The sequence below is a fragment of the Nonomuraea sp. NPDC049625 genome, assembly GCF_040675285.1.
GTDB classification, from domain to species: domain Bacteria; phylum Actinomycetota; class Actinomycetes; order Streptosporangiales; family Streptosporangiaceae; genus Nonomuraea; species Nonomuraea angiospora_A.
This window is the reverse complement of the sequence record NZ_JBFAOQ010000005.1, coordinates 234,183-260,535: the sequence shown is the minus strand read 5'-3', so window position 1 is coordinate 260,535 and position 26,353 is coordinate 234,183. Positions and strand designations below refer to the sequence as shown.

Here is a 26,353-nt window from a genome sequence, read left to right as displayed (position 1 = left end):
ACGCAGGACTCATGCTCACCACCGAGGAACAAGCCGTCGTCGACACGGTCCGCGACTTCGTCGAGCGGGAGGTCCGGCCCGTCGCCCGCGACCTGGAACACGCCAACGCATACCCGGACAAGCTCATCGAGCAGATGAAGCGGCTGGGCATCTTCGGCCTGGCCATCCCCGAACCCTGGGGCGAGGCTCCGGTGTCCATGCCGTGCTACGCCCTGGTCACCGCCGAGCTCGCCCGCGGCTGGATGAGCCTGGCCGGCGCCATGGGCGGGCACACCGTCGTGTCCAAGCTCATCCTCGCCTTCGGCACGCAGGAGCAGAAGGACCACTACCTGCCCAGGATGGCGACCGGCGAGATCCGCGCGACCATGGCGCTGACCGAACCCGGCGGCGGCTCGGACCTGCAGGCCATGACCACCACCGCCCGCCGGGACGGCGACGACTACGCGGTCAACGGCGCCAAGACGTGGATCACCAACGCCCGCCGCTCCCAGCTGATCGCCCTCATGTGCAAGACCGACCCCTCCGCGCGGCCGCGCCACAAGGGCATCTCCATCCTGCTCATCGAACACGGGCCGGGCCTGACGGTCTCGCGCGACCTGCCCAAGCTCGGCTACAAGGGCGTCGAGAGCTGCGAGCTGGTCTTCGAGGACCACCGGGCACCGCTCACCGCCCTGCTCGGCGCCGAGGAAGGCCGGGGCTTCGCGCAGATGATGAAGGGTCTGGAGGTCGGCCGCATCCAGGTCGCCGCCCGGGCCCTGGGGGTGGGCCGGGCGGCGTTCGACGACGCCCTGCGCTACGCGCAGGAGCGGGAGAGCTTCGGCAAGCCCATCTGGAAGCACCAGGCCGTCGGCAACCACCTCGCCGACATGGCCACCGACCTCACCGCCGCCCGCCAGCTCATCCTGCACGCCGCCGAGCGCTACGAGAGCGGCGCGCGCTGCGACATGGAGGCCGGCATGGCGAAGCTGTTCGCCTCCGAGGCCGCCATGAGAGCCGCGCTCAATGCCGTACGCGTCCACGGCGGCTACGGCTACTCCACCGAGTTCGACGTGGAACGCTACTTCCGCGACGCGCCGCTGATGATCGTCGGCGAGGGCACCAACGAGATCCAGCGCAACGTCATCGCCGCCCAGCTGGTCAAACGCGGCGGGCTGGACTGACCGGGGCCCTATGCCTGCGGCGTCGCGGCCTTGCGGGCGCGGACCCACGTGACGATCGACGGCCCGCCCGCGAAGCACCACAGCGCCACGACCGGGTCGCAGATGGCGCAGCCGAAGGAGGAAAGGGCGGCGAAGGGCAGGAGGGGGTTCCCCTGGAGGTGGTGCAGGACGTCCCAGGCGGTGTGGAGCAGCCAGCCGATGCCGATCCAGGTCCAGCTGTCGAGCCCTCGGTAGGCGACGTAGGTCATGACGACCGGCAGGACGAACTCCCAGTACCCGAGTCCGCCCCCGCTGAGGTAGGCGGCGCCGGCCCCGCCGACCAGCACGGCGTTGACCTGGCGCCGATGCGGCTCGGGGATCAGGGACAGGAGGGAAACGCAGATCAGCCCGATGACGATCGGCATGATGACGGACATGGGGTGTGGCAATCCGTTCTGTGGTTGGGGCTCTCCGGTTCTCGCAGCGCAACGCTAGTGCGCGCGGCCACGGCTCCCCATGGGCTGGATCGACAATTTCCCACGGGTTCCCGCCATCCGGCCCGAACCCGTGAGCGCCTACCGTGTCCTCATGCACACGGTGGCGGTCCTGGCTCTGGACCATGTGGTGGCGGCCGACCTGGCGACGCCCATCGAGGTGTTCGGGCGGGCCCGGCTGGCGGACGGGCGCAGCCCGTACCGGATCCTGGTCTGCGCCGCGACGCCGCAGGTGGCCAGCGGCGCCTTCACGCTCATCGCCCCGCACGGCCTGCGGGCGCTGCGGGAGGCGGACACGATCGTCGTGCCGGGCTGCTCCGAGCGGGCCGCGCCGCCCGCGCCGGAGGTGCTCGACGCCCTGCGCGCGGCGGCCGCCGCCGGCACCCGGATCGCCTCCATCTGCGCGGGGGCGTTCACCCTTGCCGCGGCCGGGCTGCTGGACGGGCTGAGCGCGACCACGCACTGGGCGGCGGCGCACCGGCTGGCCCACCAGTTCCCGCGGGTGGACGTGCGGCCGGACGTCCTGTACGTCGACAACGGCCAGATCCTCACCTCGGCCGGGGCCGCCGCCGGCCTGGACCTGTGCCTGCACATCGTCCGGCGCGACTTCGGCTCGGCGGTCGCCGCGGACTCGGCCCGGCTGTCGGTGATGCCCCTGGAACGGGAGGGCGGGCAGGCGCAGTTCATCGTCCACGCCCAGCCGCCGGTGCCCCAGGGGTCACTGCTGGAGCCGGTGCTGTCGTGGATCGAGGACAACCTCGCCCAGGAGGTGACCTTGGCGGAGATGGCCCTGCGCGGCGGGATGAGCGAGCGGACCTTCAGCCGCCGCTTCCGCGAGCAGACCGGCACCACGCCGCTGCAGTGGCTGCTGCGCGCACGCGTACGACGGGCGCAGTTCCTGCTGGAGAACACCGACCACGGCGTGGAACGCATCGCCGCGCAGGCCGGGTTCGGGTCGGCCACCGCGTTCCGGGAGCGGTTCAAGCGCGTCGTCGGCGTCACGCCGCAGTCCTACCGCTCCTCCTTCCGGACGAACGCCTTCTGAGCCTTCGGGGGCCCGCGGAGGTCAGCGGTGTCCGGCGCAGCCGCCCGACCCCCGGCACTTCTCGATGATCTCGGCCATCGTGTCGCCGAAGCGCTCGCGGACGTCGGGCGCGAGCGGTGAGACGAGACGGTCGAGCTCCACGCTGACCTCGGCATGGAACGCCATCGCCGCATCATGACCGGCGTCGGTCAGCGTCACCTGCAGCGCGCGCCGGTCGCCCGGCACGGCTGATCGCTGGGCGAGACCACGCCGCTCGGCCCGGTTCATGAGGCCGGTGAGCGCGGCCTTCTCCACGCCGAAGACCTGCGCGAGCTCGGCCATGCCCCGGGGACCGTCGAGCAGGACGCACAGGAGCCTGGCCTGGACCGGGGTCAGGTCGTGGCGTTCGGAGACGCGGAGGTAGATGCCCTGCACCAGGGTGGAGAGCTGGTGCAGCGCGGTGGCGACGTCCGTCCGCGGGTCGCCGATATGGCGGGCCTCCGTCGCGTCTTCCTGCCCTGCTTGCGCCGTCTTGTTCACGGCACTACGGTACATGGGGCATATAGTTAATGCCGCATACAGTACGCTCCGTTAACGAACGGGTTCAGCATGTCTTTCAGCGAAGAAGAGATCGGCTACCTGCGGTCCCAGCGACTGGCCCGCATCGCCACCGTCTCGGACGACGGCCACCCGGACGTGGTGCCGGTGGGGTTCGACTTCGACGGGACGCACGTGTACGTCGGCGGCATCGATCCGGACAGGACCAGGAAGTTCCGCAACGTGCGGGACGGGAACACCAAGGTCGCCCTCGTCATCGACGACCTGCCCTCGACCGATCCGTGGACGCCGCGCTACCTGCGCATCTACGGCGACGCCGAACTCGTCGAACGCCAGGGCCAGTTCGGGCTCGCGTCCTACATGCGGATCACCCCCGCGGTGTCGTGGAGCTTCAACCTGGAGGGGCTGCCGTTCGGCCACGACCGCGAGGTCGAGGTCCGCCGCACCGTCCACCCGACCGATGATGGAGAGATCGCATGAGCTTCGACACCCCCGCGGGGACCCGGGGCGCCCGCCGGCCGGCCGGCCGGGCGTTCCGATGGCTGAACGCGCTGATGGCCAGACGGCTCCGGCGCAAGGGCGGCGGGACGTTCATGGGCTTCAACGCCCTGATCCTGACGACCGTCGGCCGCAAGAGCGGGCTGGAGCGTACGACACCGGTCGGCTGGTTCCCCTGGAAGGACGGCAGCCGGCTGATCGTGGCCTCGGCGGCCGGGGCGGTGGGGAACCCGGCGTGGTACTACAACCTCGCCGCCCACCCCGACCAGGTGCGGATCGAGGTCGACGGCCGCACGGTGCCGGTGGTCGCCGAGCAGCTCCACGGCGCGGAACGCGAACGGGCCTGGCAGCAGATCGTCGCCGCCGCGCCCCGTTTCGCCCAGTATCAGGTGAAGACCGACCGGGAACTGCCGATCATTCGCCTGGTACCCCGATCCGGCCAGGAGTGAGGGTGCTCTGCGTGGTGGCGCGGGCGAGGCCGGCCTCGATCTGTTCGAGCACGTCGAGCGCGTCGGCCTGCTGATCGGGGGTCAGGCCGCCGGCGACGCTGCTTTCGAGCTCGGCCCAGATGTTCTCGACCTCGCGGCGCAGGGCCTGGCTGGCGGGGGTGGGCTCGATGATGGTGGCGCGTCTGTCGGTGGCGCAGGGGCGGCGGCGGACGAAGCCGGCGTGCTCGAGGCGCTGGATGGTGCGGGTCATGGTGGCGGCGTCGGAGCCGAGCATGCGCACCAGGTCGGTCTGACGCTGGGGGCCGCGGTCCCACAGCTGCATCATGACCAGCTCCTGGCTGGGGTGGAGGCCGACGCGGCGCAGGAGCTGGGCGGCGAGCATGCGGTGCAGGCGCGCGACGCGGATGATCGCGTGGTTGAGCGGGCCCGCCTGGACGGAGGGCGGCAGCGGGGTGCCGGCCGTCGCCGCGATCTCGGCGCCTTTCTTCGCTGAGCCCATCGGCCTCTCCCGTGAATGTGGCTGCTCGAACAAGCATTCATCCTATCGGAACGGCTTCTCGCCATGCGTGACATGGATCACGCGGCCATCCGGAATGGATCCGCGAACTTACTTGCTCGAACAGGTAACGCTATGTAGTACCTCTCAACAAGGAATGTGATCATGCCAACGGCATTCGACTCTTACGAACTGGGCGGCAAGCGCCTGGCCAACCGCATCGTCATGGCCCCCATGACCCGCAGCCGCGCCTACGGCCCCGGCGCCGGCGCGACCGAGCTGATGGCCACCTACTACGCGCAGCGGGCCGGCGCCGGCCTGATCGTCACCGAGGGCACCCAGCCGTCGGTGGTCGGCCAGGGCTACCCCGACACCCCCGGACTGCACTCCGCCGAACAGGTCGCGGCCTGGCGGAAGGTCACCGACGCCGTCCACGGCGCGGGCGGTGTGATCTTCGCGCAGATCATGCACACCGGCCGGATCGGCCACCCCAGCCTCCTGCCCGACGGCCTGCACCCGGTCGCCCCCTCCGCCGTGCCGGCCAAGGGGCAGATCTACACCCACGAGGGCCCCAAGGACTTCGTCACTCCCAGGGAGCTGACCGAGGCCGAGATCGGCAGGACCGTCGACGACTTCGCCGCCGCGGCCCGCAACGCGATCGCCGCCGGGTTCGACGGGGTGGAGCTCCACGGCGCCAACGGCTACCTGATCCAGCAGTTCCTCGCCCCCAACAGCAACCGCCGCACCGACGCCTGGGGCGGCTCGGCCGAGGGCCGCATCCGCTTCGCCGCCGAGGTGGCCACCGCCGTGGCCGGGGCGATCGGCGGGCAGCGGGTCGGTCTTCGCCTCTCGCCCGGCAACCCGTACAACGACATCGCCGAGGACGATGTGGAGGAGACGTACGGCGCTCTCATGGCCCGGCTGGTCCCGCTCGACCTGGCCTACCTGCACCTGGTGGAAGGCGCGGACCGCGACCTGACCCGCCGCCTGCGCAAGGACTGGCCCGGCGCGCTCATCCTCAACCCGTTCACGCATCCGGCCCCCACCGGACCCGACGCGCTGGACCTGGTGGAGGACGGCACCGCCGACATGATCGCCTTCGGCTCGATGTTCCTGGCCAACCCCGACCTGCCCGCCCGCCTCGCGGTCGGCGGTCCGTACAACACCCCCGACCCGGCCGCCTTCTTCGGCGGCGACCACCGCGGCTACACCGACTACCCGGCCCTCACCTGACCCGCCCGCGGGTCGAGGCCTTCTGCGGCAACCGAAACCGGTGGTCGGACCGGGCGGTCAGTCGTACGGGTTGTGGTCCCGGCGCTCGTATCCGCGCTGCTCGTACTCGCGCGACCGCTCGTGCCGGGGCTGCTCGTATCCGCGCTGCTGCTCGTACCCCCGGGGCTGGTCGTATCCGCGGGGCTGCTCGTACGGGTACGAGCCCTGATCCGGCACCTCCTCGATGGCCGTACGCCCGATCGACGCCAGCAGCGAGACGATCGCGACGCCGATGATCAGGTTGATGACGGCCGTGGCGATCTGCGGGATGAGATCCGCGGAGCTCATGAACGGAAGGAGCGTGATGATGACGGTGCCGAGCCCGGCGATCCAGCCGAAGAACCTGTTCGGCTCCGGGGTCGACAGCATGAGGATGTAGAGCAGCAGCGTGGCGATGAGCGCCAGGGCGGCGGCCGAGATCGCGTATCCCGTGGTCGCCGAGCTGCCGTAGACGGGCGCCCCGTCGGGGGTGAGGACGCGGATGCCGAGCAGCCTCTTGCTGATCATGACTCCGACCACCACGATCAGTGCGGCCACCACGGCGGCCGCCACGCCGCCTCCCCACACTCGCGCGGGATTCACCCTCGGCCGGGCCGGAGCCGGGCGGCGATCGTAGCCATCGTGGGAGGGGTATGACATGCGAATCACCCTTGTCGCGGATGCTGATCAGGGACTTCGAGCACCTTACACGCGCCGTCAAGAGGGCAAAGCCGCTTTCCGCTCCAAGCCGATCACTGTGAGTCACCCCCGGGCCCTATTCGCCGCCGGCCTCGCCGGATGTGCTCCAGGTCAGCGCCGTCCGCGGCGGGCGGTGCCGAAGATGGATCTGGTGATCTCCCGGCCGAGGGCGGAGGCCGCCGACCGCGCCATGGAGCGGAACTCCTTCGACTCCAGCACGCTCTCCAGCGTGGACCGCTTCGGCGCCGGCTCCCTGGGCCGCGCCGGCTCGCGTGGGGCCTCGGCGGCGGGTTCCCCGGCTTGCTGCTGTTCGGCCAGCTTCGCGGACAGGATCTCGTAGGCGGACTGGCGGTCGACCGCCGTACCGTACTTCTGCTGCAGCGGCGAGGCGGCGATGATGCCCTGGACCACGTCCGGGCTCGACGGGGCCATGAGCGTCTGCGGCGCGCGCAGGCGCGTCCAGGCCACGGGGGTCGGCGCGCCCGTCTCCGACAGGACCGTGACCACGGCCTCGCCGATGCCGAGCTCGGTGAGCAGCCGCTCCAGGTCGTAGGAGGACGCGGGGAAGGTCGAGACGGTGGCCTTGAGCCCCTTGGCGTCCTGGGGGGTGAAGGCGCGCAGGGCGTGCTGCACGCGCGCGCCGAGCTGCGCGAGCACGTCGGACGGCACGTCGTTCGGCGTCTGGGTGACGAAGAAGACGCCGACGCCCTTCGACCGGATCAGCCGCACGGTCTGGGTGATCGACTGCAGGAACGCCTTGGACGCGTCGTCGAACAGCAGGTGCGCCTCGTCGAAGAAGAACACGAGCTTCGGCTTGTCGACGTCGCCCACCTCGGGGAGCACGTGGAAGAGGTCGGCGAGCAGCCACATCAGGAAGGTGGAGAACAGCTGCGGCCGGTCCTGCACGGCGGGCAGCTCGAGAACGGAGACCATCCCTTTGCCGTCGCCGGTCACCCGGAGCAGGTCGCGCACGTCGAACTCCGGCTCGCCGAAGAACGCCTCCGCCCCCTGCGCCTCGAAGTTGGTCAACGACCGGAGGATGACGCCCGCGGTGGCCGCCGACAGCCCGCCGATCCCGCTCAGCGCCTCCGGGGTGCCGGTCAGATACCGGATGACCGCGATCAGGTCCTTGAGGTCGAGCAGGGGCAGCCCGTGCTTGTCGGCGAAATAGAAGATCAGGCCGAGCGACGACTCCTGCGTCTCGTTGAGCCCGAGGACCTTGGCGAGCAGGGTCGGCCCGAACGCGGTCATGGTGGCGCGGATCGGGATTCCGGTCCCCAGGCCGCCCAGGGAGAAGAACTCCGCCGGACAGGCCATGGGCTGCCACGTCTGCCCCACCTCGGCGGCCCGCCGGGTGACGCGCTCGGATGTCGTGCCCGGCGAGGCGAGCCCCGACAGGTCCCCCTTGATGTCGGCCAGGAAGACCGGGACTCCCTGGGCCGCGAGCTGCTCCGCCATGAGCTGGAGGGTCTTGGTCTTCCCCGTTCCGGTGGCGCCGGCGACCAGTCCGTGCCGGTTCAGCATGCCGAGAGAGATGCGGATCTGTTCCGAGGGGTCGGCGGTGCCGTCCTCGCGCACCAGGGCCCCGAGTTCCAGCGCCGGTCCCTCGACGTCGTATCCCTTCATCGGCTCTCCCCGTGTGGCATCCCCGCAATGTTGTTACCCATTGTGATGGATATGTCACGGAAAAGAGCGACAAGTGTCAGTCGATCCGCTGGCAGATCGTCACCTGCAGGCGAGGGGACCAGGTCCGGGTGGCCTCGTCGTACGCCTGCGCGTACCCGTTCTTGCTCCCGGCGCAGGGAGCGGCGATCGTCGTCTCCACGTAGACGGCCCCGCCGGGAGTGACGGCATGCGGCCGGGCGATCTCCCACCTGGAGAACGCCACCCGGCCGGTGTTGTACTTGACGGCCAGGTAGACGCGGCGGTCGACGGTGAAATTGCCGCCGGCGACCTTGAGGTGACCGTTGAAGGTGTAGGTGAACAGGAAGGGCCGGGCCTGCCTGAGGCCGTCGAGCGCGCCGGCGGAGGACGCGGTCGAGGCGTCCGCGGCGGCGCTGAGGGCGGGGACGCCGACGGCGAGGGCCCCGGCGGTGGCGGTGGCGGCGAGCAGCGTTCCGATGGTGCGCTTCATCGGGTTCTCCTGGGTGACGAAGGCTGACGAAGGCTTGCGTCACCATTGATGGGCAGAGCGCCTGCAACGCTCTTTCAGCACCCTGACGTCCGCATGCAGACCGCTTTAGATGCCTTCAGGAAGGGCGGCCCGTGGGATCGATCGCATGCGACAGCGCGTCTCCATCCATGAGAAGATCAACACGATGATGATTGGTCTGAGTGCCGGCTGCGGCGGTCATGTCTGCGCGACGGCCGCGGCAGCGATCGCGACGGCCGCGTCGCCGACGCGCGGCCATGCGGCTCTGCCGTGCGCCACCGGCGCGGGACGACCCCGCCGCGCCGAAGCCTCACCGGCGCGCGCGTGGTGAGCATGTCGTACGCACCCGCCGGAGGAGCAGACGCGCCGGCCGACGCGGACCCGGCCGCGGCCCGAGCCGCGCGCCGTCGCGGGCCCGGGACACCGCCTCCGCGCGCGGAGGCCGTGCCCGGCGTCGGGCAGATCGCCGGACTGCGGCCCCGCGCCGACGTCGAGCTCCTCGACGCCTTGGACTGTCACACCCGGCGGACGGTGGCCGCCTGGCTGCTGGATCGGCCGAGCACGGCTACGCGGCAGGCGTGCCTGCAGACCCTGGCCGGGTTCCTGCGCTGGCTGCAGGCCGTGGAGCCGGGCCTGGGGCTGCTCGCCGCCACCGGTGATCACCTGGACGCCTACTGCGAGCAGGCCCGGATCGGCGCACTCACCGTCGGTGTACGCAACCCCGGCCGGGCCCTCTCCGGCGCGACCGTGGCCAGGAAGCACCGCGCCCTGTCCTCGTTCTACTGGTTCGCCTGGTCGATCGGCGCGATCCGGCAGGGCGACGGCGGTTCCATGCCTGCCGACGAGCTCCGGTCGCCCACGATCACACGAGAGGAGCGGCGGCTGCTGCGCCACGGCGCCTCCCGGCTGGCCGCGGACGGCCGCGTGGCGGAGGCGGTGGCCGTCGCCCTGATCGAGGCCACCGGCGCCAGCGTGACCACGCTGGCCAGCCTGACCAGCGAGGACCTGCACGCCGTGGGTCACGGCTCGGACTGCCCGCTGGTGCTCGTCACCATGCGCGACGATCGAGGCGATGTCGTCACCTTCCCGGTCCCCACGTGGGTCCATCCCTGGCTGAGGGCGTTGAGCTCCACCCGGGCCGCCGGCGATCTGCTGATCAAGCAGGGCGACGGCCAGCCGGTGAGCGTCGACTGGCTCACGGCCGCCCTCCAGGACGCCGGGTCCGCCGGCGGCATCCTGGTGTCGCGGGCCAAGCTGCTGCACCCGCGCAAGCTCCGCGCCGCCACGGCCGCGGCACCGGCATGAGCACGCGGGACCCGGCTCAGCGCGTCTCGTAGAACGTCTTCGCGTCCGGCCTGGCGGTCACCCGGCCCGATTCCGGATCGATCACGTAGGTCATGTCCGGGCCCAGTTCCACGCCGGGATCCGGGTGCGCGACGGCAAGGCGCTCCCGGGGGACACCGGACGGCACCTGCGCCAGGGCCGCCTCGGCCAACTGCTCCTTCGCCAGGGCCGCGTCCGGGCTGATGGCGATGTGCTGGTGCAGGTGGACGACCCGGGACGACCCGACCTCGTACACCAGACACCACTGGTGGTGCGGCTCCTCGCCCTCCCGCGCATCGACATGGAACTCCATCACTCCCCCTAAGACCAGAAGGTCAGCATCCACCGCGCGGCGGCCCGCGAGTTGGTGGCCAGCGCCCCGAACGTGATGCTCGTGACATTCCTCCGGAACGCGTTTGGATTGAAGACGCCGGTCAGCCCGATGTCCCAGTTTTCGACGCCGCCGGCACTGACGATCTGAGTGATCGCGCACTTCGCCACATGGAGTTCCTTGTCCATCGCCCGGTCGTCGAACAACGCGATTTCCGCGAAAGTGTCGCGGTTGGCGACCTGAACAGTGACCGTATGGGTGAATATCCCGTCAAAGTCCCGAGCCCACAGCCAGCTCCCTTGTTGTCCAGTAACTGGCACGCTTACCCCCGGTTGCCGCGATCTCAGACGGTTCGGAATCATCCCCCCGCTTACCCCGCGGAAACGTCGTTGACCTGGGCGTTGACGACCTTGGTCGCGACCAGGTGATCGAGCACCCGCCGCCGGTCGCCCCACACGACGGGAGCCCAGTCCAGCCAGGCGAACGGCCCCAGCAGCAGGCTGAGCCTGCGCACGATGCCGGCGACCGGACGGATGCGCAGCCCGGCCTCGGTCACCACCCGTAATTTCATGGCGCGCTTGCCCGGCGTCGTGCCGGTCCACGCCTCCAGCAGCCCCAGCCCGACGATCGACCAGGCCATGGCGAGCGGGACGCCCAGGGCGTAGAGCAGCCCGGCGGAGTCGTAGGCGGCGATTCCGCACCCCTGGGGTGCCGTGGACACGCAGACGCCGCCGACCTTGACGTACACGAAGGGCGGGAACGCCAGGCTGAACGCGCTTCCCTGCTCGGCCATCCGGCCGAGCCCTTGGACGAGCAGCGCGATCGTGACGCCGACGAGCGGCAGGTTGTCGATCAGCACGGCGACGAACCGCACGTCCACGCGGGCGGGCGGCGTTGAGTCGATCTCGGCGAAGGCTGCCGCCGCCTCTTCCGGGGTGCCGAGCCGGCTCAGGGCCTCGGCCAGCTCGCCCGCCTCCGCCGCGTCGGACAGGTGATCGACGAGCTCCGCCTTCACCCTCTCCCGGGCCGGGCCGGTCAGGTGCCGTCCGGCCCTTTCCGCGTAGTCGTCGATGATCTGCTGTTCGTCGCTCATTCCTGCACCTCGCCAAGGGTGTCGAGTAGCTGTCGCATGGCGTCCACCAGGCCGGTCCACTCGGCCCGCAGCATGGCGAGGTAAGTGCGACCGTCCGGGGTGATGACGTAGTACTTGCGCGGCCTGGCCCGCCCTTCCGCCTCCCAGGTCGCGAGGATGTGGCCGGCGTCCTCGAGCCGGTGCAGCAGCGGGTAGAGCGTGCCCTCCTTGACCTCAAGGACCCCTTCACCCGCCTGCCGCAGCAGTTTCAGCAGCTCGTAGCCGTACCGGCGGCGGACGTCGAGGACGGACAGCACGGCCAGCTCGGTCGTGCCCCGCGCGAGCTCGCGGCGGAGGCGGGCGACGGTGGCCGAGCCCGGCGTCGCCTCGGTGTCCTCAGGCATATGACCAAAGTACGACCCGATACCTTGTGTGGCAAGGTATCGGGTCACCTCGAACACGGCCTGTCACGGACCGGTCGAGGGTGAGTCAGCATTTGTCCCGCCATTGCCGAGCCGTCTTCTACGCCGTCCCGTCCCGTGTCTAAAAGGGAGCGTTGCTGATCCGCGTCGCAAAGGCCGGGGGACACGTTGACCACCAGAGTCGGACGAGCAGCCGCGGGTGCGGCCCTGCTCGTCGCCATGTTCGTACCGGGCCAGGCCGTCGCCACCCCCGAACGCCCGCCCGCGGCGGCGCCGCCGCGGCCGCTGAGCCTGGTCCTGGACGGAAGCTCCTTCTCGCTGCGGGATGCCTTCGCGGTCCTCTCGGGCCGCCCCGTCACCGCACAGCTCGCGGCGACCGTGCCGGCGACCATGAACCAGACGCGGCAGGGGGCGCTGGCCGCCCTGGCCAACCAGCGCGTGTACGGCTGGAACCAGGCGCTCGGGCCGCTGAAGGACCGCCCCCTCACGCCGGAACAGGCCGAGCAGTTCCAGCACAACGTCCTGCGCTCCCACGCCGCGGGCGTCGGCGAGCCGCTGCCCGACAACGTGGCCAAGCTGGCCCTGATCCTCAAGGCGAACCAGATGGCCAGGGGAACGTACGGGGTGCGGCCCGAGGTGCCGCAGCGCCTGCTGTCCATGGTCAACGCCGGAGTCATCCCGCGGATGCCGCAGATCGGGTCGCTGGGCACCGGGGACCTCCAGCCGCAGGCCGCCGCGGGACTCGCGGCGGCCGGCGAGAACGCGCCCGTACGCTACCTGGGCAGGGAGGGGCCCGCCTCCGAGATCCTGCCGCAGGCCGGGCTGCCCAGGGACTTCGTCTTCCAGGCGGGGGAGGCGCTGCCCATCATCAGCGGTAGCACCGTCGTGGCCGCCGTGCTGATGAACGCCGTCTACCGGGCCACCACGCTCGCCGACCAGGCGGAGGGAGCCTTCGCCCTGTTCATGGAGGCGACCAGGGCCGAGCAGGGCTCGCTCGACGCGCGTACCCACAAGGAACGCCACATCCCCGAGCAGGACGCGGTGGCCACGCGGCTGCGCGCGATGGTCGCGGGCTCGGGCTGGATGACGGAGGAGGGCCGCAAACGCCTCGACCCGGCGAACTACGAGCCGCGCATCCAGGACGCGGTGTCGGTGCGGGCCGCGCCGCACATCCTGGCCGGCCTGCGGCACGCGCTGGCCGAGACGCGCCGCGCACTCGTGCGGGAGGCCAACTCCTCGACCTCCAACCCGCTGGTCTTCCTGCGCGGGGACGGTCAGGGGTACGAGTTCGTGATGGGCGGCAACTGGGACGCCTCCATCATGGGGCACCTGGCCGACACCCTGAACGCGGAGATCACCGACGTCGGGGTGCTGTCGCAGGAGCTGTCGGGGCGGCTGCTGTCGCCCAAGTGGAGCTACGGCCTGCCCGCCAACCTCGCCGGCGGGACCGTCGGCCTCAACTCCGGCATGGTGCAGGTGCAGACGGTGGCCGCCGCGCTGGTCCCGGAGATGCAGGTGAGGGCCACGCCGGCGGGAACGCTGTCCCGGCCGGTCAAGGACGGGCAGGAGGACCACAACACGATGGCGATGGCCTCGGTCAGGAACCTGCAGCAGAACCTGGACCGGCTCGGGGTCGTCCTGGCCGTCCAGTACATGATGGCGGCCCAGGGCATCGACCTCATCGCGCAGAAGATGGAGGGCCTGCCGCTCGGCGCCGTCACGCGGTCCCTGCACGCGGAGATCCGGCAGCACATCACCCCTCTGGGCGACGACCGCTACATGACTCCCGACCTGGAGCGCGCCATCTGGCTCGTACGCAACCGCCGCCTCGTACCGACCGCCGCCGCCTGACGTCGGAAGCCGCTCAGTCAGACCGGTCCGGTCGGTCTTCCGGCCGCTTTCTGCCCGCGCGGGCCAGCGCGTTCTCGGCCTGCGCGGCCAGGCGGGCGACGAGGTCGGCCGCGGGCGGCAGGTCCGTGATGAGATCGACGGCCTCGCCGGCCCACACCGGCAACGCGGGCACATCCCCGCGTGCCACGGCGTCCTGGTAGTCCTGCCTGGCCTGGGGATCCCCGGCCAGGTCCGCTTCCCGGCCCAGCCATCGATCGATGAACGGGTGGCCGAGAGTACGGGCGGTGTACTTCGAGGGCCACTTGGAGCCGCGGGCGATGTCCAGCACCCGGCTGCGGCTGGTGTCCTGCCCGCGGCCTTCGACGATCGACCTGGCGGCCGAAGGGTCGACCAGGGCCTCGGCGGTGGCCTGGAATCGGGTGCCGATGAGCGCCCCGGCGGCGCCCAGAGCCAGCGCCGCGGCCACGCCGCGACCGTCGGCGATCCCGCCCGCGGCCAGCACGGGCACCGGAGCCACCAGGTCCACCACGACCGGTACGAACGGCAGCGTCGACCGTCCATGCCGGGCCCCGTGCCCGCCGCTCTCGGTGCCCTGCGCCACGATGACATCGGCGCCCGCGTCCATCGCCTGCCGCGCCTCCTCCAGGTCGGTGACCTGAATGATCAGTGCCGTGCCGGAGGCCCGGACGCGCTCGGCGAACGGACGCGGATCGCCGAAGGACAGCATCACCGCCCTGGGGCCGTGCTCCAGCACCCGCTCGACCGCGCCGACGCCGGTCGCCCAGACCTGGAAGCCGACACCCCACGGCTGGTCGGTGCTCCGCGTGACGATCGGGAGCTCACGGGCCAGCCAGTCCGGGTCTCCGTTTCCGGAGCCCAGCAGCCCCAGCCCGCCGCCGTTGGAGACGGCCGCGGTCAGCGCTCCGCCGGCCGAGCCGCCCATCGGGGCCAGCGCGATCGGATGCCGAACCCCGAACAGCTCCGTGAACTCCGTCATCAATGCCATGATCGCCATCATCGCTCATCGGCGGCGACAGCGGGCGGCAGGCGGACCGTTTGCCAGCCAATCATCTTATGTAAAACGATCTGAGAGGAGATGGATGTGCGCTAGACTGGCGGCTCACCCGGAAGGAGAGCGATGGCGGCGACGACCAGGACGACGGACCGTGGGGCGGCGTACTTCCCGCGACTCGCCGCCGAGCGGCTGGACATCGCGCTGTGCCGGGCCTCGTCCGCCGTGGCCCGCGCCGCCGACGCGCACGCCGCCGAGGAAGGGCTCGGGGTCGGTCAGCATCTCGTGCTCCAGATGCTCGACGCCGTCGGCCCCTGCTCCCAGCAGACGCTCAGCGAGGAGCTGCGGATCGACCGCAGCGTCATGGTCGGCGTCTGCGACGACCTGGAGCGGGAGGGCCACGTCCGCAGGGAGCGCAACCCGCGTGACCGGCGTTCCTACGCCGTCACCATCACCGACTCGGGGCGGCGACGGCTGGCCGCCGCCCAGGCTTCGATCCCGGCGTTCCTCGACGACACCTTCCACGCTCTCACCGGCGACGAGCGCAGCCAGCTGAGCGCGATCCTCGCCAAACTGCTGGGGCAGCAGCGCCAGTAGGACCTTGCCGAGAAAAGCCGCGAGCCCGCTCGCGCAGAGCGGGCTCGCGGGTCCCGGCGGCGTTCTCGCTACGGCTCGCCGGGGCGGAGGGGTTCGGTCGGCCGCGGGCAGGTGGTGGTGCCGTCCTGCTGCCGCGGCCGGGCGGTCAGCCCAGGTTCCAGACGGAGGAGATGCGATCGTTCCATCCGCTGGGGACGAGGGTCGGGATGTCGGCGAAGGGCTGGACGAACAGGGAGCTGCCGCTGAAGTTGATGTGCTCGTAGTAGCGGACGGAGTTGTTCGTGCCGCCCATGGAGCTGATGACGTCGTTCCAGTCGTGCAGGTGGAGCGGGCCGTGGTGGACGCTGGTCAGGTCGTTGTGCGCCTGCCGGGCGCCGCACCAGAACCAGTCGCCGCCGTAGTCCACGTGCTCGAACATCTGGACCTGGCCCTGCGTCGCAGGGCGGGGGTCGGCCGCGCGCAGTTGCGAGGCCGCCCACGCCGCGCCGTTGAGCGCGCTGTCGTCGGTCAGCGCGACCAGGCGCTCGGTGCCGTAGATGTAGGTCAGCGGACGGCCGTCGAACCGCGACAGGTCGCGGGGGTCGTGTTCGACGCCGTCCACGACCACCGCCATGGCGGGCGCGGGGTGGGTGGCGGGCTGGGTGGAGGCGGCCGCGGGCCTGCTCAATGCCTGGGCCGCGTCCATCTGGATGGGCGGGGCGGAGCGGGGCGCGTTGACGGCCTTGCTGACGAGCGCCTCCAGCGTGGTGATGCCCCGGTCGCGGAGCAGCGCCAGCACGTCGGCCTCGTTCAGGCCGCCGACGTGGTCGGAGAACTCCAGGAACCGCTCGATCTGGCGGCGGGCCGGGGTCGCGATGCTTGTCACGGGTTTGCCTCCCCCTGTTAGTGGTGCGAACTCCTTCATGGTCGGGCGGGGCGGCGGCCCGGGCATTCCCCAGTGTTGGGGATGGTGTTCATGGTCAATGCCGCTATGAGCATCTTGGGCGCGGCAAGTGCCGGGCTTGATCGGCTGTTGGGCTCGCGGCCCATATGGTCCGGACATGCTTGGAGACACCGCCGGGGCGGACGCGGCCGCACCGTGGGGCGCTGCGGGGATATCGTTGATCGGCATCGTGGTGCTGGGGGCCTGCTCGGCGCTGATCCGGGGGCGGACCCGGCGGCGCACCGCCCGCCGGGAACGAGCTCGCCGGGCCGCCCTGGATCTGGCCGCGGCAATCGAGGACGTCCGTACCGGCATGCGCGACGCGACGACGCGGCACGAGCGCGGCGTCGCCCTGGCGCGGTGGCGATCCCGATGGATGTACGCCGCCGCCATGATCGCTCTCGTCGACCCCGCCGTCGCCAAGGACGTACGGGCTCAGGGACGACGCCTGTACGCGGACCTCATGTCCGTCGAAGTGCTCGGCACGGCCTGGCCGGTCGGCGGCATGCGGCGCGAGTCCGGCCAGCTCCTGCACGCCAGCGCCCGTGACCTCTACGCCCGCTGTTCCAGCCGAGACTGACCCTGAAACCTCACTTTTCACTACAAACCCGATGATCTGCTTGCAACGCACAAACAACACACCGACGGATGAACGGCAACAAAACGCTTCCAGACTCACCTCCAGCAAAATCTTGGAGGTAAGTGTTGGGGTACAGCAGACGCGATTTCCTGTCCGCCGTCGGTGTCTCCGGTGGGGCAGGCGCGCTCTTCGCGACCATGGGCGCGCTCGGGCTCGCGCCGACCGCCGAGGCGTCCGCGAAGGGGACCTTCGACCCGCCGCAGCAGTCCGACTTCTCCCTCGCCGGGCGCTCCGCGAAGAAGGTCGTGATCCTCGGCGCCGGGATAGCCGGCCTCGCCACGGCGTACGAACTGGGCAAGGCGGGCTACGACTGCACGATTCTGGAGGCGCTCGACCGGGTGGGCGGCCGGAACTGGACCATCCGCGGCGGCGACCGCGTGACCGAGCTGGACGGCTCCACGCAGGTCTCGAAGTTCGGTGACGGCGTCTACCTCAACGCGGGGCCGGCCCGGCTGGCGCAGTGGATGGTCACCATGGACTACTGCCGCGAGCTCGGCGTGGACCTGGAGGTCTTCACCAACTCCAACGCCCAGGCCTACATCTACCACCAGAACATGCGGGCCCCCGTCCGCTGGCGCACCGCCAAGGCCGACGTGTACGGATACGTCTCGGAGCTGCTGTCGCGGGCGACCGACGCGGGGGCGCTCGACACCGCGCTCACGGCGCAGGACAAGGAGCGGCTGATCTCCTTCCTGTCGGGCTTCGGGGCGGTGGGGGACAAGGCGAGCGGGTTCAAGTACTCCGGAGGCACCCGCCGCGGCCACAGCGTGAACCCGGGCGCGGGCGAGCAGCCGGGCACGGCGCTCGGGCCGGTGCCGTCGCTGTCGGAGGTGCTGGCCAGCGGCGTCGGGCAGCGGTTCGCGTTCGAGTTCGGCTACGACCAGGCGATGCTGATGTTCCAGCCGGTGGGCGGCATGGACGCGATCCCGCGGGCCTTCGCCGGCAAGATCGGGCGGCAGCGGATCCGGCTGCGGGCCAAGGTCACCAGGATCACCGATCTGCCGGACGGCGTGGAGGTCGAGTACGAGGACCGCCATGGCCGTACCCAGAAGATCAAGGCGGACCTGTGCGTCGCGGCGATGCCCCCGCACATCCTGGCCAGAACCGCGCACAACCTCGGCCCGGAGGTCCAGGCCGCCCTCGCCACCCCGACCCCCACGAACGCGGGCAAGATCGGCCTGGAGTACCGCCGCCGCTGGTGGGAGGTCGACGAGGACATCTACGGCGGCGTCACCGCCACCGACCTGGACCTGGGCACGATCTGGTACCCCTCCTACGGGTACGGCGGCTCGCGCGGCATGGTCGTCGGCTACTACAACTTCGGCGCCCAGGCCGACGCGTACGCCGCGCTGAAGCCGGCCGAGCGCGAGCGCCGCGCGATCGAGCAGGGCATGAAGATCCATGGTGCGAAATATCGCGACGAACTGGCGTCGTCGGTGTCCATCGCCTGGAAACTCCAGCCGCACATCGAGGGCGCGTGGGTGGGCTGGCCGTCCCGGCAGGGCGCGTACCAGCTGCTCGGCAAGCCCGCCGGGCACGTGTACTTCGCGGGTGACTGGCTGAGCTACATGATCGCCTGGCAGGCGGGAGCCCTGGAGTCCGCCCGCAAGGTCGTCACCGAGCTGCACCAGCGCGTCCTGAGCACCTCCTGAGAGGACACCTCCGCATGAAGATCCGCACCATCGCCCTCCCCGCGGCCGTCGTCCTCGTCCTCGGCACGGGTACGGCTGCCGCCACCCCCACCTGGTCGCCCCGGCCGCAGGAGGTCAGGCCGTTCCTCCCCGAGGGCAGCACCAACCCGGCGATCGCCGACGGAGTGGCACTCGGGAAGCAGGTGGCCACGTACACCGCCAGCGGCCTGGGACCGGCGGCGGGCAACCCCGCGGCCCCCGCCGACTCTCCCGAACGCTACGTCGACCTCCCCGGCGGAACCCTGCCTCCAGGCGTCACCCTCACCGAGGCCCAGGCCCTCAACGTGCTCAAACGCGTCAAGGCCAACCTCACCGCGGCCGGGCTTGGCCTGGCCGACGTCATCTCGATGCGCGCCTACCTGGAGAAGCCGCCCGGAGCCGAGTCGGCGGACTTCGCCGGCTGGAACCGCGCCTACCGCCAGTTCTTCGCCAACACGGATCTGGCCTCCGGCCGGCCCGTACCCGTCCCGCTCGGCACCGCGCCGCCCGCCCCGCCCATGGAGGTCAACCCGGCCCGCCCGGCCCGCGTGACGATCGAGATCGCCAACCTCCCGGTCGCGGGCTGGCTCGTCGAAGTGGAGGTCGTCGCCGCCTACAAGCACTGACCTCGGCACTGCCGAGGCTGGTGTGGGCTCTGTTGTCCAAGGGAAGAAACATGAAGGCGCCGCCTCTGCTCACGCACTGAAGAGAGGCGGCGCCTTCGTCGTTCCCGCCACCGGCCTCCGACGCCCGATTGGTTGAACGCTTGCATGGGAACCAATACAACTGTATAGAATGCTGGACGTGCGACCAATTTCTGAAGAGGACCTGACCACGCGTGCCCGCATCCGCGACGCCGCGATGGCGTTGTTCGCCGAGCAGGGGGTCAAGGCCACCACGATCCGCGGGATCGCCGAGGCGGCCAGAGTCTCGCCCGGCCTGGTGCAGCACCACTTCGGCACGAAGGAAGCGCTGAGGCAGGCCTGCGACGAGTACGTCCTCAGCTACGTGCGCGAGCAGGTCACCGCCGGCGTCACCGACCGCAACCTCGAGAAGCCCGAGTTCATCGAGAACGTCCACCGCACCGCGCCGCCCCTGATGAAGTACCTCGGCCGCGCGCTCGTGGAGGGCTCCCCGGCGGCGGCCACCATGTTCGACGACCTCGTGACCGTGACGGAGCAGCATCTCGCCAACGAGGACCAGCACTCCGAGGCCGACCACCGCGCCCGCGCGACCGTGCTGACGGCGATGAAGCTCGGCATCACGGTGCTGCACGAGCACGTCTCCCGCGCGCTCGGCACGGACCTCTACGCCCCGCAGGGCGCGCTGCGCGTCGGCAAGGCCCAGCTCGACCTGATCAGACCCGAATTCCTCGGCCGCGAGCTGTTCGAACAGGCGCGGACCGGGCTGGAGAAGTTCGAGGGACAACAATGAACGCCGCAGTGCGCGCCGACGGCCTGGTCAAGACCTTCGGCCCGGCAAGGGCCCTGGACGGGCTCGACCTCACCGTCAGGACGGGGGAGGTGCACGGCTTCCTCGGCCCCAACGGCGCCGGCAAGACCACCACGATCCGCATCCTGCTGGGCCAGATGCGCGCCGACGGCGGCCGGATCGAATTACTCGGCGGCGACCCGTGGCACGACGCCACCGAGCTGCACCGAAGGCTCGCCTACGTGCCCGGCGACGTCACCCTGTGGCCCTCGCTGACCGGCGGCGAGGTCATCGACCTGCTGGGCAGGGTACGCGGCGGCCTCGACCCGCGGCGGCGCGCCGAGCTGCTCGAGCACTTCGAGCTCGACCCGCGCAAGAAGTGCCGCACCTACTCCAAGGGCAACCGGCAGAAGGTGGCGCTGGTGGCCGCCTTCGCCTCCGACGTGGAACTCCTGGTGCTGGACGAGCCGACCTCGGGCCTGGACCCGCTGATGGAGGCGGTCTTCAACGACTGCGTCCTGCGGGAGAAGCGCGACGGCCGCACCGTGCTGCTGTCCAGCCACATCCTGTCGGAGGTCGAGACGCTGTGCGACCGCGTCAGCATCATCCGCGCCGGCCGTACCGTCGAGTCCGGCAGCCTGGCCGACCTGCGCCACCTCACCCGCACCTCGGTGACGGCCGAGCTGATCGGGCCCGCGCCGGGGCTGGCCGCGCTGCCCGGCGTGCACGACCTGACCGTGGACGGCGCCCGGCTGCGCTGCCAGGTGGACGGCGACGCGCTGACCGCCGTGCTCGCCGAGCTGGCCAGGGCGGGCGTGCGGACGTTGACCACGCAGCCGCCGACGCTGGAGGAGCTGTTCCTGCGCCACTACGAGGGAGCCGCCGCATGACCGGCACCCTGACCCTGATCCGGCTCATCCTGCGCAGGGACCGCGTGCTGCTGCCGGTGTGGATCGCGATCAGCGCGCTGCTGCCGGCGAGCATCGCCTCCGCCACCACCGACCTGTACGCCGACCAGGCCGCCCGCGACGCCTTCGCGGCGGCCTCGGCGAGCAACCCCGCGCAGCTGGCCATGCGCGGCCACATCTACGACGCGAGCGTCGGCGGCCTGACCGCCTGGACGCTCGGCTCGTCCCTCGCGCTGATCGGCGGGCTGGTCAGCATCCTGCTGGTGACCAGGCACACCCGGGTCGAGGAGGAGACCGGCCGGCGCGAGCTGCTGTCGTCGGGCGTCATCGGCCGCCACGCCCCGCTGGCCGCCGCGCTCGCGGTCGTGCTGGCCGCCAACCTGCTGCTGGGCCTGCTTTCGGTGGTCCCGCTGATCGCGAGCGGCCTGCCCGCGGGTTCCTCGCTGCTGTTCGGGCTGTCCACCGCCGGGGGCGGCTGGGCGTTCGCGGCCGTGGCAGCGGTCACCGCGCAGCTCACCGCGTCATCCGGGACGGCGCGCGGCATCGCGATCGCCGTCGGCGGCCTGCTGTTCGCGCTGCGCTCGCTGGCCGACACCGGCGGCATCGGCTGGCTGGCGTGGCTGACGCCGTTCGGCTGGGTCCGGCTGACCAAGCCCTACGCCGGCGACCACTGGTGGGTGCTGGGCCTGATCGCGGTGGCCGTCGCCGCCGTGGCGACGGCCGCCTTCGTCCTGTCCACCCGGCGCGACGTGGCCGGCGGCCTGGTGCCCACCCGCCAGGGGCCCGCCACCGGAGGGCTGCCGGGCCCGTTCGGCCTGGCCGGACGGCTGCACCGGAGCACGCTCGCGGGCTTCGCGATCGGGTTCGGCCTGCTGGGGGCGCTGCTCGGCGTGTCGGCGCGAGGCCTGGACACCCAGCTGGACACGCCGCAGTTCCAGCAGCTGGCCGCGACCGTCGGCGGCGCCGGTGCCCGCATCTCGGACGTGTTCTTCACCTTCGTGATGTACGTGCTCAGCCAGCTCGTCACGGGGGCGGCGCTCGTGTCGGCGCTGCGCGCCCGCGGCGAGGAGGCGGCGGGCCGGGCCGAGCTCCTGCTGTCCACCCCCGTCGGCCGGCTGCGCTGGGCGCTGAGCCACCTGGTGTTCGCCGTCGTCAGCCCGGCGCTGCTGCTGGCCGTGCTGGGCGCGGCGGCCGGGCTCACCTACGACGGCGACGTGGCCCGCGTCGCCGGGGCCACGCTGGCGTACCTGCCCGCGGTCTGGACCGTGGTCGGGATCGCGACGCTGCTGTTCGGCCTGCTGCCCCGGCTGGCGGTGGCCGTGAGCTGGACCGCGCTCGGCCTCTTCCTGGTCGTGGATCTGCTGGCGGAGTTCAAGCTGGCCACCGGGATCGTCCTGAACCTGTCGCCGTTCGTGCACGTGCCGGCGATGCTGCTGGGCGGCTCCTCGTCGGCGGTGGCGCCGCTGCTGGGGCTGACCGCGGTGGCCGTCGCCCTGGCCGCGGCGGGGCTGGCGTTCCTGCGCCGCCGCAACCTGGTGCCCTCCGCCTGATCCCCGCTCAGGCGTCCGGCGCGCCCTGGCCGGCCCTGGCGGTCGCGGCGGCGTACTCGTCGGCGGTCATGCCGAGGTGGGGGTAGCTCTGGTGGAGGTCGTGCTGGTCGTCGGCCCACTGCTGGTAGTCCCGCCGGACGGTCGGCTCGTCGGAGTCGACGATCCGCGCGATGTCGGCCCAGGTGGCCCCCGCCTGCAGCGCGTGATGGACGTGGGCGGGATGGCGTACGGTGCGCGCGATGCACTCCGCCAGCGCCAGCAGCTCGAGGTGCTCGGCCACGGTGAGCGCGGGCCGGTCGTCGGCGCCGTGCCGGTCGGGGTCGTAGATCCCCCGGGTCACCAGCTCGACCCGGGCGCGAGCCGCCGCGTCCTTGGCGGCCAACGCGTCGTAGCGCTCCAGCTGCCGGCTGACGGGCATGTCGAAGCGAGCGTCGCGCCAGGTCGTGATGGGCTCGGGCGTGGTCATGACGACTTCTCCAGGGCGGTCGGGGTGTCGGTTTCCGGGCGTCTCAAGTACACACCCATTCCGGGCCGGATGTGGCGGCGAGAATTGTCGGTGGCGTCCGGCATGGTAGATCCCGCGCCCGAGACGGTCTCCCGGGCGCACCGTGCACGCGAGGACCTTCGGAAGGGCTTTCATGACAGCCGACCAGCCGCTCATCTGCTCCACGTGTCAGGGTGTGATCGTCGGGGCGCAGGACAGCGCCTACACGCCCGCTCGGGGGCGGCTGATCGTCACCAACGGTTACTGCCGGGGGCAGTGCTCCGACACCCCGCCCGAGCCCGCGCGCGACGAACCCGCCGAGAGCACGGCATCCTCACCCTCCGACCAGCCGACGCCCGCATCCCTCACTCCGTGAAACCGGGCGGCGGCCACGCCTTCGCGGCGCTCCCGTACGGCGGCCGGCCGCATCCTGCGGCAGGCATCCGAGCGGGCCACCGTCTTCACCCGTCGACGGCGTCGATCGGCGAGGACGCGGCACCAGCGGCCCCCTCGGGCCCGGCCGGCTGCGCCTGCTGGAGGCCGATGTGCTGGAGCGAGGGGAGGTCGGCCCCGGTCGCGGCGCGGCTCCGGTGTTTCTCCAGTGAACGCCGGCCCGCCGGGGGTGTCCGGATTTGGGCATACAGTGGGCGCTTGTGCTGTTCGGCAGATCGGCGGAGATCGCCGCCATCGATGACGTGATCTCCCGGGCCCGCGAGGGCGCGGGCGATGCCTTGGTGCTGCGGGGCGAGGCCGGCGTGGGCAAGACGGCCCTGCTCGACCTGGCGGCCTCCCGGGGCGGCTCCATGCGGGTGCTCAGGACGACGGGCGTCGAGCCCGAGTCCGACCTGGCCTTCGCCGCGCTGCACCAGTTGCTGCGGCCGGTCGCCGGGCTGCTGGACACGCTGCCGGAGCCGCAGCGCGAGGCCGTGCGCGGGGCGCTCGGGCTGGGCGGGGGCGCGTCGGGGGACCGGTTCCTGCTGGCGGCCGGGGTTCTGTCGCTGCTGGCCGAGGCCGCCGCGCCCGACGGGCTGGTCTGCGTGGTCGACGACTTCCAGTGGGTGGATCGGGCCTCGGCGGACGCGCTGCTGTTCGCCGCCAGACGGCTCGGCACGGAGCGGATCGCGATGCTGCTGGCCGTGCGCGGGGACGCGCCGGTGAAGGGGGTGCCGCCGCTGCGGCTCGGCGGCCTGCCGGAGCCGGCGGCGGCCGAACTGCTCGACGCCGCGATGCCGCCCGCCGTCAAGAGGGAGCTCGTGGCGGCCACCGGCGGCAACCCGCTGGCCCTGCGCGAGATCGTACGGCGGTTGGGCCCCGGACAGCTCGCGGGCCGTGAGCCGCTGCCCGATCCGCTGCCCGGTGGCACGCAGCTGTTCGGTGAGCAGGTGGCCGGGCTGCCGGACGACGCCCGGCTGGTGGCCCTGCTCGCCGCCGTGGAAAGCGACCTCGACCTGGTGCTGCGCGCCGCCGCGCGGATCGGCGCGGGCAGGTTGGCGCCGCATGGGCGGGAAGCGGCCGGGTCGACGGAGACAGGGCGGGCGGCGTTGCATGAGCTGGAGGTCGCCGGGCTGGTGCGGGTCGAGGGCGCGTCCGTACGATTCCGTCACCCCCTCATCCGCTCGGCCGTGCACGAGGCCGCGGCGCCGGCGTCCCGCCGGGCGGCGCACGAGGCGCTGGCCGGGCTGTCCGAAGGGGACCGCCGCGCCTGGCACCTGGCGGCGGCCGCGCTCGGCCAGGACGAGAGCGTCGCCGCCGCGCTCACCGAGACCGCCGCCCGGGCCCGCGACCGCGGCGGGTACGGCGACGCCGCCACCGCCCTGGCCAGGGCAGCCGAGCTGACCCCGGCGCCGCACACCCGGGCGGTCAGGCTCAAGGACGCCGCCATGGCCGCCTGGCTCGGTGGCCGTCCGGGGCAGGCGGAGTCCCTGCTGGCCGAGGCCCGCGACCACGCGGGCGGGGATCGCGCGCTGGAGATGGAGATCGCCCAGCTGCGGGGCAGGTTCGAGCTGAACTCCGGAAGCGCCGCCGAGGCGGTGCGGATCCTGGCCACGGGCGACAGCCTGGACATGCTGGCCGACGCCGCCGAGGCGGCCTCGTACGTGGGCGACACCGCCGCCATCGCCGAGATCGGCCGGCGGGCCGCGGCCTTCCCCGAGGGGTTCCTGCGCGACGTGCTGACCGGCATCGGCCTGATGCTCTCCGACGGCACCGGGCACGGGATGCTCAGGCGGGCGCTGGGCAGGACCGGGGAGCTGACGGAGGCGGCCGGGTTCCTGTGGGCGACGGCGGCGGCCAGTTACCTGGGCGAGGCCGATCTGGCGGCCGACCTGGCAGTCCGGGCGGGCCGGGTGGCCAGGGTGTCGGGGATGGTGGGGCAGCTGCCGGTGGTGCTGGAGTTCGTGGCCACCGGCGAGCGGATCGCCGGGCGGCTGGCGGAGAGTCAGGCCATCTCCGAGGAGGGGCTGGAGCTGGCCCGCGAGGCCGGGTACGCCAACACGGTGGCCGCGCACCTGGCCAACCTCGCGGTGCTGGCGGCGCTGCGTGGCGAGGAGGAGACGTGCCGTAGGCACGCCCAGGAGGCGCTGGCCATCGCGATCCCGCACCGGGTGGGCCTGCGCGCGGGCGTGGCCGCGTACGCGCTGGCCATGCTGGACCTGGGGACGGGCCGTTTCGCCGCGGCGCACGACCGGTTCACCGCGATCACGGCCGCGGGTCCGGGGGCCGGGCATCCGACGGTGGTGTGGCGCTCGGCGCCGGATCGCATCGAGGCGGCCGTGGGCGCGGGCGACCTGGAGGCGGCGCGGGCGGCGCTGGAGGCGTTCGAGCGCTGGTCGGCACAGGCGGCCACCGCGGAGTCGCGCGCCCTGCTGACCCGGTGCCGCGCCCTGGTCGGCGCCGGCCCGGAGAAGGAGCCACCGGAAAAGGAGTTGCCGGAAAAGGAGCTGGAGGAGGCGCTGCGGCTGCACGCGAACCCGTACGAGGCGGCCAGGACCGCCCTGCTGCTGGGCGAGCGGCTGCGCCGCGCGCACCGGCCCGGCGAGGCGCGGCCGCATCTGCGGGCGGCGCTGGAGACGTTCCGGCGGGCGGGCGCGGAGCCGTGGGCGCGGCGCGCGCACGGAGAGCTGCGGGCGGCGGGCGAGAGCGCCGAGCCCGCCCGCGGCCCGGCGCTGGACGTGCTGACCCCGCAGGAGCTGCGCATCGCGGGCCTGGTCGCCGACGGCCTGTCCAGCAAGGAGATCGCCGCGCAGCTGTTCCTGAGCCCGCGCACGGTCGAGTACCACCTGTACAAGATCTATCCGAAGCTGGGCATCGGTACCCGTACGGATCTGGCGCGGCTGGTAGTTCTACAGAAGGCGCCCGTAGCCGGAGGCGGCATGCTCTGA

30 protein-coding genes are annotated in these 26,353 nt (G+C 72.0%); 17 read left to right on the top strand and 13 right to left on the bottom strand.

Annotated features, from left to right (window positions below):
• The first annotated feature begins 11 nt into the window (after window positions 1–11).
• Window positions 12–1,160: an acyl-CoA dehydrogenase family protein gene (locus tag AB0J87_RS23760; protein ID WP_363968343.1), complete on the top strand. Its 1,149-nt coding sequence runs from the start codon at window positions 12–14 to the stop codon at window positions 1,158–1,160.
• An 8-nt stretch (window positions 1,161–1,168) separates the two neighbouring features.
• Here AB0J87_RS23760 and AB0J87_RS23755 read toward each other — a convergent pair whose 3' ends face one another.
• Window positions 1,169–1,576 (bottom strand): DUF6010 family protein, encoded by a 408-nt coding sequence (locus AB0J87_RS23755; protein WP_363968341.1) that lies wholly within the window; start codon window positions 1,574–1,576, stop codon window positions 1,169–1,171.
• A 151-nt stretch (window positions 1,577–1,727) separates the two neighbouring features.
• Here AB0J87_RS23755 and AB0J87_RS23750 point away from each other — a divergent pair, with 151 nt between their 5' ends.
• On the top strand, window positions 1,728–2,678 hold the full coding sequence (locus AB0J87_RS23750) for a helix-turn-helix domain-containing protein (protein ID WP_363968339.1): 951 nt from the start codon (window positions 1,728–1,730) through the stop codon (window positions 2,676–2,678).
• Window positions 2,679–2,699: 21 nt separating this feature from the next.
• Here the strand turns inward: AB0J87_RS23750 and AB0J87_RS23745 are convergent, their stop codons facing one another.
• Window positions 2,700–3,197: a MarR family transcriptional regulator gene (locus AB0J87_RS23745; RefSeq protein WP_363968337.1), complete on the bottom strand. Its 498-nt coding sequence runs from the start codon at window positions 3,195–3,197 to the stop codon at window positions 2,700–2,702.
• Between the two features lie 69 nt (window positions 3,198–3,266).
• Between AB0J87_RS23745 and AB0J87_RS23740 the strand changes: the two genes are divergently transcribed.
• Together AB0J87_RS23740 and AB0J87_RS23735 are read left to right on the top strand one after the other, a co-directional pair.
• Complete coding sequence (locus AB0J87_RS23740) at window positions 3,267–3,695, top strand: PPOX class F420-dependent oxidoreductase (RefSeq protein ID WP_363968335.1); 429 nt, start codon at window positions 3,267–3,269, stop codon at window positions 3,693–3,695.
• Window positions 3,692–4,162 (top strand): nitroreductase/quinone reductase family protein, encoded by a 471-nt coding sequence (locus tag AB0J87_RS23735; RefSeq protein WP_363968333.1) that lies wholly within the window; start codon window positions 3,692–3,694, stop codon window positions 4,160–4,162. The genes AB0J87_RS23740 and AB0J87_RS23735 overlap by 4 nt, the downstream gene beginning before the upstream one ends.
• Here AB0J87_RS23735 and AB0J87_RS23730 read toward each other — a convergent pair.
• Window positions 4,128–4,661 carry a MarR family winged helix-turn-helix transcriptional regulator gene (locus AB0J87_RS23730; RefSeq protein ID WP_350741446.1) on the bottom strand — a complete coding sequence of 178 codons (534 nt, stop codon included), beginning with the start codon at window positions 4,659–4,661 and terminating at the stop codon, window positions 4,128–4,130. The genes AB0J87_RS23735 and AB0J87_RS23730 overlap by 35 nt on opposite strands.
• Window positions 4,662–4,823: 162 nt before the next feature.
• Here AB0J87_RS23730 and AB0J87_RS23725 point away from each other — a divergent pair, with 162 nt between their 5' ends.
• Window positions 4,824–5,891 (top strand): alkene reductase, encoded by a 1,068-nt coding sequence (locus AB0J87_RS23725; protein WP_363968331.1) that lies wholly within the window; start codon window positions 4,824–4,826, stop codon window positions 5,889–5,891.
• A gap of 57 nt (window positions 5,892–5,948) precedes the next feature.
• Here AB0J87_RS23725 and AB0J87_RS23720 read toward each other — a convergent pair whose 3' ends face one another.
• From AB0J87_RS23720 to AB0J87_RS23710, 3 genes are all read right to left on the bottom strand, one after another.
• On the bottom strand, window positions 5,949–6,569 hold the full coding sequence (locus tag AB0J87_RS23720) for a DUF6069 family protein (RefSeq protein WP_363968330.1): 621 nt from the start codon (window positions 6,567–6,569) through the stop codon (window positions 5,949–5,951).
• A gap of 150 nt (window positions 6,570–6,719) precedes the next feature.
• Complete coding sequence (locus AB0J87_RS23715; protein ID WP_363968328.1) at window positions 6,720–8,234, bottom strand: helicase HerA-like domain-containing protein; 1,515 nt, start codon at window positions 8,232–8,234, stop codon at window positions 6,720–6,722.
• 76 nt (window positions 8,235–8,310) lie between these two features.
• The gene (locus AB0J87_RS23710) at window positions 8,311–8,742 is read right to left on the bottom strand and encodes a hypothetical protein (RefSeq protein ID WP_350741438.1); all 432 of its coding nucleotides are present in this window, start codon (window positions 8,740–8,742) and stop codon (window positions 8,311–8,313) included.
• 145 nt (window positions 8,743–8,887) lie between these two features.
• Between AB0J87_RS23710 and AB0J87_RS23705 the strand changes: the two genes are divergently transcribed.
• Together AB0J87_RS23705 and AB0J87_RS23700 are read left to right on the top strand one after the other, a co-directional pair.
• Window positions 8,888–9,091 carry a hypothetical protein gene (locus AB0J87_RS23705; protein WP_363968326.1) on the top strand — a complete coding sequence of 68 codons (204 nt, stop codon included), beginning with the start codon at window positions 8,888–8,890 and terminating at the stop codon, window positions 9,089–9,091.
• 2 nt (window positions 9,092–9,093) lie between these two features.
• Window positions 9,094–10,065 (top strand): hypothetical protein, encoded by a 972-nt coding sequence (locus tag AB0J87_RS23700; protein ID WP_363968324.1) that lies wholly within the window; start codon window positions 9,094–9,096, stop codon window positions 10,063–10,065.
• Between the two features lie 16 nt (window positions 10,066–10,081).
• Here the strand turns inward: AB0J87_RS23700 and AB0J87_RS23695 are convergent, their stop codons facing one another.
• From AB0J87_RS23695 to AB0J87_RS23680, 4 genes are read right to left on the bottom strand one after another with little or no spacing between them, the layout of a single operon-like run.
• A complete protein-coding gene (locus tag AB0J87_RS23695) occupies window positions 10,082–10,396 on the bottom strand; it encodes a hypothetical protein (RefSeq protein ID WP_363968322.1) in 315 nt (104 codons plus the stop codon).
• Window positions 10,397–10,404: 8 nt separating this feature from the next.
• A complete protein-coding gene (locus AB0J87_RS23690; protein WP_363968320.1) occupies window positions 10,405–10,734 on the bottom strand; it encodes a hypothetical protein in 330 nt (109 codons plus the stop codon).
• 50 nt (window positions 10,735–10,784) lie between these two features.
• Window positions 10,785–11,507, bottom strand: a complete 723-nt coding sequence (locus AB0J87_RS23685) for an RDD family protein (RefSeq protein WP_363968318.1) — start codon at window positions 11,505–11,507, stop codon at window positions 10,785–10,787.
• Window positions 11,504–11,890: a PadR family transcriptional regulator gene (locus AB0J87_RS23680; protein WP_363968316.1), complete on the bottom strand. Its 387-nt coding sequence runs from the start codon at window positions 11,888–11,890 to the stop codon at window positions 11,504–11,506. The genes AB0J87_RS23685 and AB0J87_RS23680 overlap by 4 nt, the downstream gene beginning before the upstream one ends.
• A gap of 186 nt (window positions 11,891–12,076) precedes the next feature.
• On the opposite strand from AB0J87_RS23680, the gene AB0J87_RS23675 reads away from it, so the two are divergent.
• Window positions 12,077–13,759, top strand: coding sequence for an aromatic amino acid ammonia-lyase (locus tag AB0J87_RS23675; protein ID WP_363968314.1), 1,683 nt, complete (start codon window positions 12,077–12,079; stop codon window positions 13,757–13,759).
• A 13-nt stretch (window positions 13,760–13,772) separates the two neighbouring features.
• Here AB0J87_RS23675 and AB0J87_RS23670 read toward each other — a convergent pair whose 3' ends face one another.
• Complete coding sequence (locus tag AB0J87_RS23670; protein WP_363968312.1) at window positions 13,773–14,765, bottom strand: nitronate monooxygenase; 993 nt, start codon at window positions 14,763–14,765, stop codon at window positions 13,773–13,775.
• 132 nt (window positions 14,766–14,897) lie between these two features.
• Here AB0J87_RS23670 and AB0J87_RS23665 point away from each other — a divergent pair, with 132 nt between their 5' ends.
• Entirely contained in the window at window positions 14,898–15,368 is a 471-nt protein-coding gene (locus tag AB0J87_RS23665) for a MarR family winged helix-turn-helix transcriptional regulator (protein WP_363968310.1), read from the top strand.
• 145 nt (window positions 15,369–15,513) lie between these two features.
• On the opposite strand, the gene AB0J87_RS23660 is transcribed toward AB0J87_RS23665, so the two are convergent.
• Entirely contained in the window at window positions 15,514–16,233 is a 720-nt protein-coding gene (locus AB0J87_RS23660) for a hypothetical protein (protein WP_363968308.1), read from the bottom strand.
• A 175-nt stretch (window positions 16,234–16,408) separates the two neighbouring features.
• Here AB0J87_RS23660 and AB0J87_RS23655 point away from each other — a divergent pair, with 175 nt between their 5' ends.
• From AB0J87_RS23655 to AB0J87_RS23630, 6 genes are all read left to right on the top strand, one after another.
• The gene (locus AB0J87_RS23655; protein ID WP_363968306.1) at window positions 16,409–16,870 is read left to right on the top strand and encodes a hypothetical protein; all 462 of its coding nucleotides are present in this window, start codon (window positions 16,409–16,411) and stop codon (window positions 16,868–16,870) included.
• A 125-nt stretch (window positions 16,871–16,995) separates the two neighbouring features.
• Complete coding sequence (locus AB0J87_RS23650; protein WP_363968304.1) at window positions 16,996–18,582, top strand: flavin monoamine oxidase family protein; 1,587 nt, start codon at window positions 16,996–16,998, stop codon at window positions 18,580–18,582.
• A gap of 14 nt (window positions 18,583–18,596) precedes the next feature.
• On the top strand, window positions 18,597–19,226 hold the full coding sequence (locus AB0J87_RS23645; protein WP_363968302.1) for a Rid family hydrolase: 630 nt from the start codon (window positions 18,597–18,599) through the stop codon (window positions 19,224–19,226).
• Between the two features lie 178 nt (window positions 19,227–19,404).
• Complete coding sequence (locus AB0J87_RS23640; protein ID WP_192783476.1) at window positions 19,405–20,034, top strand: TetR/AcrR family transcriptional regulator; 630 nt, start codon at window positions 19,405–19,407, stop codon at window positions 20,032–20,034.
• On the top strand, window positions 20,031–20,921 hold the full coding sequence (locus AB0J87_RS23635) for an ABC transporter ATP-binding protein (protein WP_363968300.1): 891 nt from the start codon (window positions 20,031–20,033) through the stop codon (window positions 20,919–20,921). Before AB0J87_RS23640 ends, AB0J87_RS23635 begins: the two co-directional genes overlap by 4 nt.
• Window positions 20,918–22,489 carry an ABC transporter permease gene (locus tag AB0J87_RS23630; RefSeq protein ID WP_363968298.1) on the top strand — a complete coding sequence of 524 codons (1,572 nt, stop codon included), beginning with the start codon at window positions 20,918–20,920 and terminating at the stop codon, window positions 22,487–22,489. Before AB0J87_RS23635 ends, AB0J87_RS23630 begins: the two co-directional genes overlap by 4 nt.
• A 7-nt stretch (window positions 22,490–22,496) precedes the next feature.
• On the opposite strand, the gene AB0J87_RS23625 is transcribed toward AB0J87_RS23630, so the two are convergent.
• Window positions 22,497–22,955 carry a hypothetical protein gene (locus tag AB0J87_RS23625; RefSeq protein ID WP_363968296.1) on the bottom strand — a complete coding sequence of 153 codons (459 nt, stop codon included), beginning with the start codon at window positions 22,953–22,955 and terminating at the stop codon, window positions 22,497–22,499.
• A 172-nt stretch (window positions 22,956–23,127) separates the two neighbouring features.
• Here AB0J87_RS23625 and AB0J87_RS23620 point away from each other — a divergent pair, with 172 nt between their 5' ends.
• Entirely contained in the window at window positions 23,128–23,349 is a 222-nt protein-coding gene (locus AB0J87_RS23620) for a hypothetical protein (RefSeq protein ID WP_363968294.1), read from the top strand.
• Between the two features lie 277 nt (window positions 23,350–23,626).
• The gene (locus AB0J87_RS23615) at window positions 23,627–26,353 is read left to right on the top strand and encodes an AAA family ATPase (protein WP_363968293.1); all 2,727 of its coding nucleotides are present in this window, start codon (window positions 23,627–23,629) and stop codon (window positions 26,351–26,353) included.

Coding starts and splice junctions, on each gene's coding strand:
- AB0J87_RS23760 (WP_363968343.1), top strand. CDS start 12: ATGCTCACCACCGAGGAACAAGCCGTCGTCGACACGGTCCGCGACTTC.
- AB0J87_RS23710 (WP_350741438.1), bottom strand. CDS start 8,742: ATGAAGCGCACCATCGGAACGCTGCTCGCCGCCACCGCCACCGCCGGG.
- AB0J87_RS23750 (WP_363968339.1), top strand. CDS start 1,728: ATGCACACGGTGGCGGTCCTGGCTCTGGACCATGTGGTGGCGGCCGAC.
- AB0J87_RS23630 (WP_363968298.1), top strand. CDS start 20,918: ATGACCGGCACCCTGACCCTGATCCGGCTCATCCTGCGCAGGGACCGC.
- AB0J87_RS23685 (WP_363968318.1), bottom strand. CDS start 11,507: ATGAGCGACGAACAGCAGATCATCGACGACTACGCGGAAAGGGCCGGA.
- AB0J87_RS23755 (WP_363968341.1), bottom strand. CDS start 1,576: ATGTCCGTCATCATGCCGATCGTCATCGGGCTGATCTGCGTTTCCCTC.
- AB0J87_RS23665 (WP_363968310.1), top strand. CDS start 14,898: ATGGCGGCGACGACCAGGACGACGGACCGTGGGGCGGCGTACTTCCCG.
- AB0J87_RS23695 (WP_363968322.1), bottom strand. CDS start 10,396: ATGGAGTTCCATGTCGATGCGCGGGAGGGCGAGGAGCCGCACCACCAG.
- AB0J87_RS23645 (WP_363968302.1), top strand. CDS start 18,597: ATGAAGATCCGCACCATCGCCCTCCCCGCGGCCGTCGTCCTCGTCCTC.
- AB0J87_RS23735 (WP_363968333.1), top strand. CDS start 3,692: ATGAGCTTCGACACCCCCGCGGGGACCCGGGGCGCCCGCCGGCCGGCC.
- AB0J87_RS23720 (WP_363968330.1), bottom strand. CDS start 6,569: ATGTCATACCCCTCCCACGATGGCTACGATCGCCGCCCGGCTCCGGCC.
- AB0J87_RS23680 (WP_363968316.1), bottom strand. CDS start 11,890: ATGCCTGAGGACACCGAGGCGACGCCGGGCTCGGCCACCGTCGCCCGC.
- AB0J87_RS23740 (WP_363968335.1), top strand. CDS start 3,267: ATGTCTTTCAGCGAAGAAGAGATCGGCTACCTGCGGTCCCAGCGACTG.
- AB0J87_RS23725 (WP_363968331.1), top strand. CDS start 4,824: ATGCCAACGGCATTCGACTCTTACGAACTGGGCGGCAAGCGCCTGGCC.
- AB0J87_RS23705 (WP_363968326.1), top strand. CDS start 8,888: ATGCGACAGCGCGTCTCCATCCATGAGAAGATCAACACGATGATGATT.
- AB0J87_RS23700 (WP_363968324.1), top strand. CDS start 9,094: ATGTCGTACGCACCCGCCGGAGGAGCAGACGCGCCGGCCGACGCGGAC.
- AB0J87_RS23715 (WP_363968328.1), bottom strand. CDS start 8,234: ATGAAGGGATACGACGTCGAGGGACCGGCGCTGGAACTCGGGGCCCTG.
- AB0J87_RS23730 (WP_350741446.1), bottom strand. CDS start 4,661: ATGGGCTCAGCGAAGAAAGGCGCCGAGATCGCGGCGACGGCCGGCACC.
- AB0J87_RS23670 (WP_363968312.1), bottom strand. CDS start 14,765: ATGGCATTGATGACGGAGTTCACGGAGCTGTTCGGGGTTCGGCATCCG.
- AB0J87_RS23655 (WP_363968306.1), top strand. CDS start 16,409: ATGCTTGGAGACACCGCCGGGGCGGACGCGGCCGCACCGTGGGGCGCT.
- AB0J87_RS23620 (WP_363968294.1), top strand. CDS start 23,128: ATGACAGCCGACCAGCCGCTCATCTGCTCCACGTGTCAGGGTGTGATC.
- AB0J87_RS23625 (WP_363968296.1), bottom strand. CDS start 22,955: ATGACCACGCCCGAGCCCATCACGACCTGGCGCGACGCTCGCTTCGAC.
- AB0J87_RS23635 (WP_363968300.1), top strand. CDS start 20,031: ATGAACGCCGCAGTGCGCGCCGACGGCCTGGTCAAGACCTTCGGCCCG.